Origin of the sequence: Amycolatopsis albidoflavus, assembly GCF_039525725.1 — a bacterium.
GTDB lineage: Bacteria > Actinomycetota > Actinomycetes > Mycobacteriales > Pseudonocardiaceae > Amycolatopsis > Amycolatopsis albidoflava.
Map to the genome: position 1 here is coordinate 26,102 of NZ_BAAAHV010000017.1, position 13,975 is coordinate 40,076.

Here is a 13,975-nt window from a genome sequence, read left to right on the forward strand (position 1 = left end):
GAATGGAACGGCATGCCAGGGGATGTGCGGGTAACGGCGCTCGGCCCGCTGCGCGCCTGGCGCGGGACGACCGAAATCTCGCTCGGACCCGCGCGGCAGCGGGCGGTTTTCGCCATGCTGGCGGTCGCCGCCGGACGGCCGGTGCCGCGCGCCGAGCTGATCGCGGGCGTGTGGGGCGAGTCGCCGCCGGCCAGTGTCGAAGGCAGCGTGCACACCTACATCTCCGGGCTGCGCCGCGCGCTGGAGCCCGAACGCACCCGGTGGTCCGCCTCGACCGTGCTCGGATCCGGCCCGGCCGGCTACACGCTCGACCTCGCGCCCGAAGCGCTGGACGCGGCGAGGTTCGAGCAGCACCGGGAAGACGGCAAACGCGAGGCCGAGGCCGGAGCGCACAACCGCGCGGTGGCCGAATTCAGCGCCGCACTCAAGCTCTGGCACGGCGAAGCGCTGTCCGGCGTGCCCGGCAATTTCGCCGAACGGCATCGCGCGTATCTAGCCGAGCTGCGGCTGGACACGCTGGACCGGGCTGCCCGCAGCAGGCTGGAAATGGGCGGACACCAGGAGATCGTCGCCGAGCTGACCGCGCTCACCGCCGAATATCCGCTGCGCGAATCGTTGCGGGCCTCGCTGATGCTCGCGCTTTATCGCAGCGGCCGGCATTCCGACGCGCTCGACGTGTTCCGCGACGCGCGCAGCACGATCCGCGCGGAGCTGGGCGTGGAGCCCGGGCCGGGGCTGCGCGAGCTGCACCAGCGCGTGCTCGCCGAGGACCCGGCGCTCGACCTGCAGCGACCGGCGATGCCCGAGCCGGTCGTGCGGGTGCCGCGAGATCCGTTGCTCGGCCGGGAAACCGAGGTGAGCAAGCTGCACCAGCTGCTCGACGGGGTCCGCGCGGGCCGGGGCAAAGCGGTGTGGATCGAGGGCGAAGCCGGGATCGGGAAGTCGGAGCTGCTGGCGCACGCGTTCGGCGACGCTGGTGGCCTGCAGGTCGCCTGGGTCACCGCGGACGAGCTGAGCATGCGGTTTCCGTTGCAGGTCATGCACGAATGCCTGGCGATCGACCCGCACTCGCCGGATCCGCGCCGCGCGCGCGTCGCGTTGAGCAGCGAGGAACCGACGCGGCGCGGCGTCGACCCGGTGCTGGACTCGGTCGATCGGCTGCTGGCGCTCGTCGACGAACTGTGCGCCGAATCGCCGCTGCTGCTCGTGGTCGACGACCTGCAGTGGGCGGACGAGTCGAGCGTGCTGGTGTGCCATCGGCTGTCCGCGGCCGCCCGGCAGCTGCCGTTGCTGCTGGTCGCCGCGACGCGACCGGCACCGGAGCGGCCGGAGATGACCCAGCTGCGCCGCGGCGTCGAGACGCGCGACGGGATCGTGCTCGACCTCGGTCCGCTCGGCGAGGACGACGTCCTGCGCCTGTTGCGGAGGCAGATCGGCGCGGACCCAGGACCGCGGCTGCGGGACCTGACCGCGCGCGCCGGCGGCAATCCGTTGTATCTCAAGGAAATGCTGGACGCGCTGATGCACTCGGGCGCGGTCGAGCAGCGCGACGGGCTCGCCGACGTCCCCGATCCGCTACGGTTCGAGCCGCCGGAATCGATTGTCGCAGCAGTCAACCGGCGGCTGGAGCTGCTGCCCGAGCAGACTCGGCACGTGCTGGGCTGGGGCGCGATTCTCGGCATGGAGTTCGCGGTCGGCGATATCGCGGCGGTGCTCGGACAGCGGCCGTCGGACCTGCTCGGCCCACTCGAAGCGGCCGTGGCGGACAACATCCTGCTCGACACCGGAACCCAGCTCGCGTTCCGGCTTCCGTTGCTGCGTCAGACGTTGTACCACCACCTGCCGCCGGAAACCCGCGCCGCGCAGCATCGCCAGGCCGCTGAAGCGCTGGCCAAGATCGGCGCGCCGGTGAAGCGGGTCGCCGAGCAGCTCGTGGCCGTCCCGTCCACTGTGGACCCGTGGGTGCTGGACTGGCTCGTGGAGCACCAGAGCGCGGTGTCGAACCGGGCCCCGCTGATCGCGGTCGAGCTGCTGGAGCGCGCGCTCGCCGTGGTCGAGGACGACGATCCGCGCCGCGAGCCGTTGCTGGTCGCGCTGGTGCGGGTGTTGTTCCGGCTCGAACGGAGTCCCGAAGACCTTGCGCTGCAAGCATTTTCGACGGCCCGCGATCCGGACAACGCGGCGGAGATGCGCCACATCGTGTCGGCGATGCAGTTCCGCCGGGGCGACGCGCGGCTCGCGGTGGAGACGCTCGGGAATCCGGCGGAGGATCCAGGAGTCCCGGAGCTGTGGCGGGTCCGGGGTCGCCACCTGCTCGCGAACTACCGGCGCGGCGGTCTCGACGACCTCGATGTCGCGGAGGAGAACGCACATCACGCCCGGGCCGAGGCGAACGGCGACGGCTACCTCACCGCGCACGCGCTGCAGACGTTGTGGCTGGTCGATTCGGTGCGGCGGCATCATTCCAGCGCGCTGAAGCACGTGGACGAGGCGATCGCGGCCGTCGGCGACGAGCACGAGCTGGCTGATCTGCACCTGGATCTGCTGGACAATCGCGTCTTCACGCTGCAGAACCTCGACCGGCTGGACGACGCGAACCGCACGCTGCAGGAGGCCGCCGAGGTGACGCGGCGGCACAGCATGCCGAGCGGGCTGCAGGTTTCCGTCGCGGTGCACCGGTATTGGGAAGGCCGGTGGGACGAAGCGCTGGTCGAACTGGACACGGTGACCGAGGACGGTCCGGCGATCACCTTTTTCGGGCTGCGCGAACCGGGGGCGGCCGCGCTGCTGCTGCACGGGGTCGCGGCGCTCATCGCGGCACGGCGGGGCGAACGCGCGCAAGCGGCTGCGCTGCTGGACGCGGCGGAGGAACACGCGCCCGCGACGAGTGCCGAACGGGAGAGTTTCGACTTTCTGCTGGCCGCGCACGCGCTTGTCGCCTACCAGCAGGGTGATCTGCAGAAGGCGATCACGGTGTTCGAGCCGATCCTGAACCCGACGTACGCGCAGATGATGTTGCGGCATCAGTGGTTGCCGCAGTTCGCCCAGATCGCCTTGGCGGCGGGCGACCGGGCGGCGGCGGAGCGGGCGCTGGCGGTGTGCGTCGAAGAGGCGGAGAAGGAGCTCGAACCGGCGCGGGCGTTCGCGGCTGCCGAATGGTGTCGCGGGTTGCTGGACGAGGATCCGGAGCCGGTGCTGCGGACGGTGGAGCATTTCCGTGCGGTGGGGCGGAAACCGGAGCTGGCCAGTGCGTTGGAGGACGCGGCGGTGCTGCTGGCGCGAGTCGGCCGGTTGGACGCCGCGCAGGCCGCGTTTGATGAAGCAGCTTCGCTGTACACCGAACTCTCGGCGGCCTGGAATCTGGAGCACGCGGAGACGCGGTTGCAGGCGGTCGGCGTGCAGCGTGGGGCTTCGCTGGCGTCGGCGCGGCCCGAGCATGGCTGGGAATCGCTGTCGACGCTGGAGGTCCGCATCGCTCGGCTGGTCGCCGCTGGCCGGTCCAATCCGGAGATCGCGACGGAGCTGCGCATTCCGCGCCGGACGGTCCAGGCGCACGTCGTGCGGTTGCTCGGGAAGCTGGACGCACCGTCGCGGAGCGAGCTGGCGACCACCGTGGCGCGCCGGACGGGTTGACGAAAGTCGGGGGTCGCTGGAGACGGTCGGCAGGGGCGGGCATCCCGGGCAAACCGGCAGAGTTCCGGCATGCGCTTCCGAACCGTTCTCGCCGCCGCCCTCCTCGTCACCGCACTGGGCTCCGCTCCCGCTGCGGCCGAAACCGCGGTCACCTTCGAACTTCCCACGCCGTCCGGGCCGCACGCGATCGGCGAACGCGACGTCCACCTCGTTGACCAGGCGCGGAATCGGGAGCTGATGATCAGCGTCTGGTACCCGACCCGGCCCGGCGCTGGCCCGAAGGCGCGGTATCTGCCCTCGGGGGCCGCCCAGTACTTCGACCAGGGCGCGGCACCGGCGCTGGGGCTGCCGACCGGGAAGGTCGACTGGGCGGCTGTCGAGACGCATGCCCGGGCGAACGCGCCGGCGCAGGGGCGGTGGCCGGTGGTCGTGTACTCGCCGGGCTGGGCGTCGCTGCGGGCACTGGGCAGTGCGACCGCTGAGGATCTCGCCAGCCGCGGGTACATCGTGGTGACCATCGACCACACCGGCGAGGCGCCGTTTGTCGTGTTCCCGGACGGGCGGGTGGTGTTCTCTCAGGGGAGCAAGGACCTGGTGGCGGGGATGCGTACGCGGGTCGCGGATGTCCGGTTCGCCCTTGATCAGCTGCCGGGCATCCCGGGGCTCGGGCAGTCGATGGACATGAGCCGGATTGGGGCGATCGGGCATTCGTTCGGCGGGGATACCGCTGCCGAGGTGTCTACAGTGGACTCCCGGGTGGATGCTGCGGCCGATTTGGACGGTTGGCTTGCCTATGACGTCGATGGCAAGCAGCTCACCCGCGCTGGTGCGGAGGGGGTTTCGCGGCCGGTGTTGCTGATGGGGTCGTCCGGGAGCACCAGTGACGGGCAGGCGCGCAGCCATCGGACGTCACCGGCGTGGAAGTCGTTGTGGGAGCACACTTCTTCTCCGAAGCAGGACATCACCTTGGCTACCGCGATGCACTACAGCTACACCGACGTGCAGTGGTTCCTGCCTAAGCTGGCGCAGCGGGTGCCGGTCGATCCGAAGGTACAGCAGACGCGGATCGGGACTATTGATCCCCGGACGAGCATCGCCGTGCAGCGGTCTGCGATCGCTGGATTCTTCGGGCGTTACGTCTCGTGAGTTACGCCCGGGTCAGACCGGTCGAGATGCTGCGCACCAGGTTTCGGCCAAGTAGCAGGAAGAGAATGATCACCGGCAGCACGCCCAGCGTCGCGCCGGTCAGCATCAAGGCGTAGTCGGTGAAGTAGCCGCTGGCCAGCTGGGACAGGACTACCTGAACAGTCGGCGTTTGCGCCGGGTCGAGGACCACCAGCGGCCAGAAGTAGTCGTTCCACGCGCCGAGGAAAGTCACCATGGCCAGGACAGTCGCTTGTGGACGGATCGCCGGGACTGCCACGTGCCAGAACGTGCGCAACACCGACGCTCCGTCCACAGTGGCCGCGTCGACCAGGTCTTGGTCGATCGAACCCTCGCAGGCCTGGCGCATCCAGAACACGCCGAACGCGCTCACCAGCGCGGGCACGATCACCGCTTCGAGCCGGCCGTACCAGCCGAAATCGCTCACCACCAGGTAAAGCGGGACGACGCCCAGCTGCGCTGGCACCATCGCCGAGCCGACCACCAGGAGGAACAGCGTGTTGCGGCCGCGGAACCGGAGCCGGGCGAAGGAAAAGCCGGCGAAGCTGGACAGGACCACATTGGACACCATCACCGTTGTTGCGACGATCAGCGAATTGCCGATCGCCAGCCAGAAGTCGACGGTGGCGAACACGCGCTGGATGTTGTCGAAAAGGTGGCCGCCGGGCAGCAGCAACGGCGACGTCTCGCCGATCGCCGCATTGTCCCGAGTGGACACTGCGAACGACCAGTACAGCGGGAACAGCGACGAAGCGACCAACCCCACCAGTACCGCGTACACCCAGCCCCCGGCCCGGCCCCGGCGGATCACGGCGTACCTACGAAGCGGCGGACGAGCCGGTAGTTGAAGACCGCGAACACCAGGCAGATCAGGAACATCACCCAGGACAAGGCCGCCGCGTATCCGGCGTCGAATTTGCCGAAACCCTTTTCGTACAGATACATCGTGAGGGTCTGGAATTGCCGGTCGTTGCCGCCTGCGCCGCCGTTGCCGGTGGCGTCGAACAGCTGGGGTTCGGCGAACAACTGGAGGCCGTTGACCGTGCCTGCGACCGCGGTGAACGCGATGGTCGGCCGGATGCCGGGCACGGTGATCGACCAGAACGACCGCCACCGCGAAGCGCCGTCGAGCGCGGCCGCCTCGTACAGATCCTGGGGCACCGCTTGCATCGCGGCCAGGTAGATGAGCGCGTTGTAGCCGGTCCAGCGCCACATCACCATGCTCGCCACCGCGAGATGCGACGACCACTGGTGCGACTGCCAGGAGATCGGCGGCACGCCGAACCAGCCGAGCACTTCGTTGACCACGCCGTAGCCCGAGCTGTACAGCTGCGCGAACACCAGCCCGACGGCGACCACGGACACCAGGTTCGGCAGCAACAGCCCGGCCCGCCACCAGGTCGCCGCGCGCAGCGGCCGGTCCAGCAGGGCGGCGATGCCGAGCGCGAGGAAGAACTGCGGAATCGCGGCGAGCAGGAAGATGCTGACGGTGTTGAAAAGCGCGTTGTAGAACCGTGGATCACCGAACAGCTCGACGTAATTGGAGAAGCCGAGGCCGCCTTCCGGACCGGAAAGCAGATCCCATCGATGCAGCGAAACCCACGACGTGTACAGCAGCGGGAACGCGCCGAACACTCCAAAAAGGACAAAGAACGGCAGAATGAAGACGTAGGGGGTGAGCTTCCTGTCCACGACGGCTACTTGATCGCGTCGCGGCCCATCCGGACCGCGTCGGCCCACGCCTGCTCGACGTTCTCGCTCCCGTCCTCGATCCGGCCGAGCGCGCGGCCGAATTCGGGACGGACGTCGGCGTCGTGCAGGCCGCGGTAATTCGGCCGCAGCCGATCCGCCGACGCCGCGTAGATCTGGCCGACCGGCGCGTTCGAGAAATAGGGATCGGTGTGGGCGATGACCTGCGGATCCTGATACACGCTCGGTTCGCTCGGCAGGATTCCGTCGGAAAGGAAAAGCCGTTTCTGCTGCGCGGGCGCGGTCAGCCACTGCGCGAGATCGTAGGCTTCCTTCGGGTGCGCGCTCTGCTTCGGCACGGCGAGGAAGGAACCGCCCTGGTTGCCGCTGTTGCCCGGCACCGTGGTGACGTCCCATTTGCCGCTGACCGCGTCGCCGCCAGCTTCCTTGATCTGCGTGAGCATCCACGCCGGACACGCGATGGTCGCGAAGCTGCCCTGTTTGATCGCGACGTTCCAGGCCTGCGTGTACGTCGTCGCGCCGGCCGTTTCATGGGCTTGCGCGAGGCCGCCGGACAATTGGAAGGCGTTGCGCACGCTGGGGTTCTGGTCGGCGATGTAGGAATCGTCCTTGGCGGAGAAGTAGTTCTCCGGCGACTGGTTGAGCATCGCGGTATAGACGGTGCCCGCCGAATCGGCGAACTTGACCTTCGGCAGCTTCTCGGTGAACCGGGCCGCGGCATTCGCGTAACCCTGCCAGTCCGGCATCAGCTCCGCGACGTCTTTGCGGTCGGTGGGCAATCCGGCCTGCTGGAACAGATCCCGGCGGTAGCACATCGCGAGGCTGCCCATGTCGGTGCCGAGCCCGAACACGTAATCGCCCGAGGTGCCCTGCGCCCACTTCCACGACGCCCATTGCTGCTTCAGCTTGTCCGCGCCGAAGCCGGCCAGATTGACGAATTTGTCCTTGGCGCGGATGTACTTCGGGAGGTACTGCTCCTCGACCGCGACGACGTCGGCCGCGCCGCGCCCGGCCGCCAACTGCGTGGCGAGGCTCTTGAAATGCGTGTCGAAATCGGTGACCCGGCTGCGGATCTCGATGTTCGGATGGTCTTTCTGGTACTGCTCGAACAGCGGCGCGTAGCCGAACTCGCCGAATGTCGCCACGCTGAGCGTGATCTTCCCCGAGGACGCGGCGGAACCGCACGCGGCCGCCAGTACCAGGAATGCGGCGGCGAGCGCGGCAACGGCCGGGCGCCGGGTCAGCTTTCGCACGTGGTGAGCATCCTTTAAATCACTCCGGCGCGCAGCGCGTAGGCGACGGCGTGCGGACGGTTCCGCAGCTTGAGCCGGTTCGTCATACCGTAGATCACGTTCTTCACGGTCCGCTCCGAGTAACAGAGCTTGTTCGCGATTTCCGCGGTGTCCCAGCCCTCGGCCATCAGCCGCAGCACGTCGACCTCGCGCGGCGACAGGTTGGTGTGGTCACCGCCCCGGCGCAGAGTCTCGGCCTGGTGCAGCAGATCTCGCATCGAGGTCTCGCGCCCGGAGGCGGCGGCCACGATGCTGCGCACCAGCTGGTCGCCGCCGATCGCGTCGCGCGGCAGCACCGCGGCGACGTGCCAGGCGGCCAGCTCGGCCAGATCGTCGGCGTCCACGTACCCGGCGACGAACACGATGGCCGCGGGCGTTTCCGAGGCCGCGGCCCGCAGCGCCGCCTTCACCTCGCGAGTGACGCGATTCGCGGCGAACACGAGCACGGCCGCTTCACCGCGCTGCTGGCCCGGCATCACCCGCACCTCGCGGCGCGTGCGCAAATGGTCGATGAGGCCCGCGAGGGTGATCGGGTCCGAAGCCCATGCCGCAACCTTGACCTGATTCATCGCTGCCTCCCCGGTGCAGAGCACTCGCCTGTCGTGTTCCAGCAGTGTGCCCACCGCGGCTTCACGAAATCTCTAGTCGGGACGCGCTCATTCTTCACAGCGTGAAGTTGGGCCCGCCGGTGGGGTTCGGTTACCGTCACGGAGACCTGTCCGGACATGCAGAGGAAATGATGAAGGCGCACGCACGACCCCGCTGGATCACCGCAGGCGCCGTCAGCGGCTTAACGCTCATATGTGCACTTTCCGCGTGTGCCGGCGATCGTTCCGTTTCCGGAACAGCAACGCCCACTCCGCTCACAGCGCCGAGCGCGGGCAGTTCGCCGCAAGCAGCTCCACCTGCGTCAACCTCCCCTTCGCAGACTGTGCCGGGACAGCTGACGTGTGCGGCCGCGGTGTCGTCGATGGATCCGCGGGCGCGCGTGGCGCAACTGGTCGTGCCGGGCGTCAACGCGGGCGACCCGGCGGCCGTCGCGCAGCTCGTGCGGACGCAGCAGGTCGGCGGGATCTTCGTGGGAGACAAAAAGACCACGCTGTTGCAAAATGGCGCGCTCGACGGCGTCCAGCGAGCCGCGAAGATCCCGGTTTCGGTCGCGGTCGACGAGGAGGGCGGCCGCGTGCAGCGCATCGACGACCTCGACGGCTCGCTCCCGAGCGCCCGGCAGCTGGCGGCCTCGAAGACGCCGGACGAGATGCGCGCGATCGGCGAGCAGCGCGGCAAGCAACTGCGGGCACGCGGGGTGACCGTCGACTACGCCCCGGACGCGGATGTGAGCAACGAACCCGACGACGCGGTGATCGGCGACCGTTCTTACAGCCCGGATCCGGAGAAGGTCCGGCAGTACGCGATGGCGTTCGCCGAGGGCCTGCGCGCGGGCGGGGTGCAGCCGGTGCTCAAGCATTTCCCGGGCCACGGCCACGGATCCGGCGATTCGCACCGCGGAACCGTCGTGACGCCGCCGCTCGACCAGCTGCGCCGGGTCGATCTGGTGCCCTATCGCGATATCTCGGAGTACGGGCAGGTCGGGGTGATGGTGGGGCATCTGGAGGTCCCTGGGCTGACCGGGGACGAGCCCGCGTCGCTCGCGCCGGAGGCGTATCGGTTGCTGCGCAACGAGTTCCACTTCACCGGGCCGGTGATCACGGATGATCTCGGCGGGATGAAGGCGATCACGGACCGGTTCGCGCTGCCGGACGCTGTGCTGAAGGCGTTGCAGGCGGGGGCTGACCAGGCGTTGTTCTCGTCCGGGCACAACGACGTGGGGGCCGTGGTGGATCGGCTTCAGCGGGCGGTGGAGAGCGGGGAGTTGCCCAGCGCGCAGGTGACGGCTTCGGTGGAGCGGGTGTTGGCGGGCAAGGGGTTTTGCCGTCCTTGACCTGGGTTGGGTGCCGGGTAGCGTCGGAGCGTGAAGCCGATTCTGCTGCTCGACGTGGACGGGCTCTCGCTGAGCGGACCGGTGCCGAGCTGGCGTGGGCGACCTCGTGGGAAGACGAGACCAACACCAGGATCGGCCCGGCGCTCGGGTTGCCCGTGGTCGGCGTGCGCGCCTATGACCAGCATCCAGACTGGAAGTTCGGCGCGGTCGGCCGCTTCGCAGCTGGCCGGCCGTTGGCGTGGCTCGACAACGACTTCGATCTGTTCCCCAGTGCCCGGCAGCGATTCCTCGAACGCCGGGGTGGCATCGCTACCGCGCTGATTCCGGTCAACCCGGCGACAGGCATAGGTCCGGACCACCTTGCCGCAGCGGAAACCGCGCTCCGGCAATGCTCCTGAGGCTCAGTCCTCCTCCGCCATGACCTGGGCCAAGACAGCGGCAGCACTCACCGTCTGCGGATGGTCCTCCCCCAGCGCCCTGCGGCACCTCGGCAGCAGATCCTCCAGCACCGCAAGAGCCGCGGCCCGGTCGCCGAGGCGGAGGTGGGCCTGGACCAGGTTGCCGGTCGTCCGCAGGGTGCCCAACGCGTCGGGGCCGAGGGCACGACGGCTCCGGGCGATGACGTCCTCCGTCTGGTCGCGGGCGCGTTCGTATTCGTTCAGCCCCATATACGCCACGCACAGGTTGCTCGCGACGGTCAGCGCCAGCGGATCGTCCTCGCCCAGGACACGGCTCACCCTGGGCAGGAGGTCGGTCAGCAGGTCGCGCGCCTCCGGGTAATCCGTGGTGCCCACCAGGCAACCCGCCAGGCGGTTGGCGACGGCGAGGGTGTCCGGGTGGTCTTCGCCGAGCGCGGCGGTCCATTCGGCGTGAAGGATGCGGCCCAGGGCGACACCGGGGCGGGCTTGGCCGGAGACGAAGAGGTAGCGCAGCACTCGGATGAGCAGCGCGCGGTACTCCGGCGGTTCGTGGCCGCGGAAGTCCGGTTCAGCGGCAGCCATCCGGATGGCATTGGCGACCCGGCGGTACTCGGGCCACGATTCCTTCAGGTCGGGGTCCAGGTCCACGGAGGCCGGAGCCTCCGCGAGAGGCGGCAGCACCGGATACGGCGGCGGTTGTGGGCCATCCCAGAGTGAAGCGGGCGCGCCGTCGAGCAGGCCGGCCGGGCAGCCTCGTTCGTGGAACAGGTCGCAGCCGGAGTTGAGCACTGAAGGCGAGCGGCCGGAGAAGAGAACCGGCACCGGATACGCGTGGAACGGCTCGCCCTCGTTGTCGATGACGGTGGTGCCGTGGCGACCCGCGCAGGTCCAGTCCACTTCGAGGTGCCAGGCGACCTCGTGGGTCGTGGTGATCGGTTCGATCTCGAATTGCTCGATGTCGGTCGCGCTGACGGTGAACGGGAAATCCGGGCCTTGCGCGACCAGCCGCGGCGACGGGGCGTCGAAATCGGTCGTGAACGGGCGCGGTTCCACCAGGCCGCCGATCCGGACCTGCAGGCAGGCCGGGCGCGGAGGGGTCCGCGAAACGATCACGACCCGCGCGGATTGCAGGACGACGGCGCGGGTCGTCCTGGCTTCCACGGTGATGATGTGGACGGTTCCGCCGGGGACGGCGACCCGCGGTGGATCGGTGTCGAGCACCAGGTCAGCGAGGGTGCCGCCGGGTCGCAGCCGGACCGAGGCGAGGAGCGGGTCGGCCAGCTCCTCCGGGGTGTCGCCCGACCGGCCGACATTGATGTCGCCGTGCACCGCCCCGGCCATCACGACCTTGTCGAAGCGGCCGCCGGTGATGCGGTTGGCAGAGGACTCTTCCGCGTCCGTCACCCCGGCGAGCCTAGCCGTTAACTCAATGAACGAAAGGTTCGTCCGGGGCCGATCCGGGGTGACTATGGTCGCGCTCGCCCGTCGATCGAGGAGGATCGGATGTCCGGACGTTTCCGTGCAGGCGTTGCCGTAGTGGCGGCGGTCATCGGGCTCGGGGTGCCGGCCGCGCCGGCGTCAGCTGAACAGGTACCGACGACGACGGGGTGCGGGCAGGCGGCTCCCGGAGCGGGCACCACGACGGTCGAGCATCTGACGTCCGGCGGGATCGATCGCGAGTACCGGATCTACGTGCCCGCGCGGTACAATCCGCACCGGCAGTACCCGGTCGTCCTCTCCTACCACGGACACGGCCGCACGTCGGAGTACCAAGAAGAACTGTCTGGCTTCTCCGGTTCGGACGTGATCGCGGTGTACCCGCAGGGCGTCACCGGCACCGACGGCAAATCCGCCTGGACCGGCGCGCCCTACTCGGCCCCGGTCGACGACGTCCGGTTCACCGGCGACCTCCTCGACTCGCTGCAGCACCGGATGTGCGTGGACCCGGCGCGAATCTACGCGGCGGGCAAATCGAACGGCGGCGGGTTCGTCGGAGTGTTGGCGTGCCGGATGGCCGACCGGATCGCCGCGTTCGCCCCGGTTTCCGGCGCGTTCTACCCCCAGGGCGGCGCCTGCCAGCCGAGCCGGAAGGTCGCGCTGCTCGACTTCCACGGCACGGCCGACACCACCATTCCGTACACCGGAAATCCGGCTAAGGGGCTGCCGTCCATTCCGGACTGGCTGAACGGCTGGGCCGCGCGCGACCGGTGTTTTCCTTACCCCGTCTCGGTTTCTCCGGTCCACGACGTGGTGAAGCAGTGGTGGCCCGGATGTTCGCTGGTGCATTACCGGGTGGAGGGGGCCGGACACGTCTGGCCGAGCACGCGGCCGAACAACGATTCCGATACCCCTGGCCCGATCGACGCCACCCCGGTGATTCTTCAGTTCTTCAAAGCGCATCGCCTCACCTGAGTTCCCGCACCGACTGGGCCGCGGTCCGTGAGGGGAACCCTGAGGGAATCAGAGTCCCTCAGGGTTCCCCTCACGGACTTTCACCGCGTGCCCGGCGCAGTCTCAGCTGACCCGTTCCGCCGGTTCCCGCTTCTTGGCGAGCATCCGCCGGAACCCCTCGGCCACCACCTTCGCCGTATCCTTCCCGTGGTCGGCGGTGATCCGCTTGACCATCTCCGCGGATTCGGCGGCGACCTCCTCGCTGCGCGCGAACATCCGTTCCTCGTGCAGGGTCAGCGCGGTCTCGACGTCGCCCGGATGCGCGACGAGCAGTTCGGCGAGGTCGGAGCCGTCGAGCATGGCCAGGTTCGCGCCTTCCCCGTTCGGGCCCTGCAGGTGGGCCGCGTCGCCGATCAGCGTCACGCCCGGGGTCCGCTCCCACCGGTGCACGCCCGGCAGCCGATAGTGCCGGCGCAGGATCGGCGGGGTGTCGCCGCCGGAGATCAGCTCGCGGAGTTCCGGGGCCCAGCCGTCGAATTCGGCCTCGATCCGGGCGAGAGCGGCCGGGGTGTCGAGGCCTTCGAGTGCGTCGAACCATTCCTGCGGTTTGTTCAGCATCGCGTAGGTGTGCAGCGCGTCGCGTTCGCGGTGCACCATGATGCGCCGGTCCGGCCCCGGCGCGCCCATTCCGCCGCCGCCCACGACCTTCGCGGCCGCCGGGTGCCGGGTTTCGGCGTCGTAGAGGTAGGTCTCGACGAACGCGAGGCCCATGTACTCCGGCACTGCGTCGGACAGCAGCGGCCGCACCCGCGACCACGCGCCGTCCGCGCCGACCAGCAGCTTCGCGACGACCGAACCGCCGTCGGCGAAGGAAACCTCGTGTCCGTCGGCGACCGTGCGGACGTTGCTGACCTTCCGACCCCACTGGACGGTGCCGTCCGGGAGCGAGTCGAGCAGCATCTGCCGGAGCTCGCCGCGCAGCAGTTCGGGGCGGCCGCCAGTGCCGTCGTCGGGATGGTCCAGCAGCACGGTGCCGTCGGGGTCGATGATCCGCATCTGCTGGCGGCCTTCGAGGATCAGTTCGCGGAACTCGTCCATGAGACCGGCGGCCTCGACGGCGATCTGGCCGTTGTAATCGTGAATGTCCAGCAGTCCGCCCTGGGACCGCGACATCGGCGACGACTCGGCCTCGTAGACCGTGGCCGGGATCCCGTGCAGGTACAGGACCCGGGCGAGGGTCAGTCCGCCGAGGCCGGCGCCGATGATGGTGACTGGAGTCTGCATTGTTCTCCCCTGTGAGCTGGTGACCGCTGAAGAGTGGCGGCGTCGGCTGGCACCGGCCGCACACTCCGCTGGCAGTCCGCTGCCAGGCGCTGACAGCTAGTCAGGGTCTGGGATCCGAGACAGAATCATCCGGCGGCTAC

The 13,975-nt window shown here is 69.2% G+C and carries 11 protein-coding genes; 5 read left to right on the plus strand and 6 right to left on the minus strand.

Annotated features, from left to right (window positions below):
- The first annotated feature begins 12 nt into the window (after window positions 1–12).
- Together ABD156_RS27680 and ABD156_RS27685 are read left to right on the plus strand one after the other, a co-directional pair.
- The gene (locus ABD156_RS27680) at window positions 13–3,633 is read left to right on the plus strand and encodes an ATP-binding protein (protein WP_344279894.1); all 3,621 of its coding nucleotides are present in this window, start codon (window positions 13–15) and stop codon (window positions 3,631–3,633) included.
- A 69-nt stretch (window positions 3,634–3,702) separates the two neighbouring features.
- The gene (locus tag ABD156_RS27685; protein ID WP_344279895.1) at window positions 3,703–4,779 is read left to right on the plus strand and encodes an alpha/beta hydrolase family protein; all 1,077 of its coding nucleotides are present in this window, start codon (window positions 3,703–3,705) and stop codon (window positions 4,777–4,779) included.
- Window position 4,780: 1 nt separating this feature from the next.
- Here ABD156_RS27685 and ABD156_RS27690 read toward each other — a convergent pair whose 3' ends face one another.
- Genes ABD156_RS27690 through ABD156_RS27705 form a run of 4 tightly spaced genes read right to left on the minus strand, consistent with a single transcriptional unit; the run spans window position 4,781 to window position 8,368 of the window.
- Window positions 4,781–5,608: a carbohydrate ABC transporter permease gene (locus ABD156_RS27690; RefSeq protein WP_377925988.1), complete on the minus strand. Its 828-nt coding sequence runs from the start codon at window positions 5,606–5,608 to the stop codon at window positions 4,781–4,783.
- The gene (locus ABD156_RS27695) at window positions 5,605–6,489 is read right to left on the minus strand and encodes a carbohydrate ABC transporter permease (RefSeq protein ID WP_344279897.1); all 885 of its coding nucleotides are present in this window, start codon (window positions 6,487–6,489) and stop codon (window positions 5,605–5,607) included. Before ABD156_RS27695 ends, ABD156_RS27690 begins: the two co-directional genes overlap by 4 nt.
- Window positions 6,490–6,494: 5 nt before the next feature.
- Window positions 6,495–7,760, minus strand: coding sequence for an ABC transporter substrate-binding protein (locus ABD156_RS27700; protein ID WP_344279900.1), 1,266 nt, complete (start codon window positions 7,758–7,760; stop codon window positions 6,495–6,497).
- Between the two features lie 14 nt (window positions 7,761–7,774).
- Complete coding sequence (locus tag ABD156_RS27705; RefSeq protein WP_344279903.1) at window positions 7,775–8,368, minus strand: helix-turn-helix transcriptional regulator; 594 nt, start codon at window positions 8,366–8,368, stop codon at window positions 7,775–7,777.
- Window positions 8,369–8,769: 401 nt separating this feature from the next.
- On the opposite strand from ABD156_RS27705, the gene ABD156_RS27710 reads away from it, so the two are divergent.
- Both ABD156_RS27710 and ABD156_RS27715 read left to right on the plus strand, forming a co-directional pair.
- The gene (locus ABD156_RS27710; protein ID WP_344279906.1) at window positions 8,770–9,741 is read left to right on the plus strand and encodes a glycoside hydrolase family 3 N-terminal domain-containing protein; all 972 of its coding nucleotides are present in this window, start codon (window positions 8,770–8,772) and stop codon (window positions 9,739–9,741) included.
- A 155-nt stretch (window positions 9,742–9,896) separates the two neighbouring features.
- A complete protein-coding gene (locus ABD156_RS27715) occupies window positions 9,897–10,139 on the plus strand; it encodes a hypothetical protein (RefSeq protein WP_344279909.1) in 243 nt (80 codons plus the stop codon).
- Between the two features lie 3 nt (window positions 10,140–10,142).
- Here ABD156_RS27715 and ABD156_RS27720 read toward each other — a convergent pair whose 3' ends face one another.
- Complete coding sequence (locus ABD156_RS27720; protein WP_344279912.1) at window positions 10,143–11,564, minus strand: tetratricopeptide repeat protein; 1,422 nt, start codon at window positions 11,562–11,564, stop codon at window positions 10,143–10,145.
- Between the two features lie 99 nt (window positions 11,565–11,663).
- Here ABD156_RS27720 and ABD156_RS27725 point away from each other — a divergent pair, with 99 nt between their 5' ends.
- Window positions 11,664–12,572, plus strand: coding sequence for a CE1 family esterase (locus ABD156_RS27725; protein WP_344279915.1), 909 nt, complete (start codon window positions 11,664–11,666; stop codon window positions 12,570–12,572).
- Window positions 12,573–12,674: 102 nt separating this feature from the next.
- Here ABD156_RS27725 and ABD156_RS27730 read toward each other — a convergent pair whose 3' ends face one another.
- Complete coding sequence (locus tag ABD156_RS27730; RefSeq protein WP_344279918.1) at window positions 12,675–13,835, minus strand: FAD-dependent oxidoreductase; 1,161 nt, start codon at window positions 13,833–13,835, stop codon at window positions 12,675–12,677.
- Window positions 13,836–13,975 lie beyond the last annotated feature (140 nt).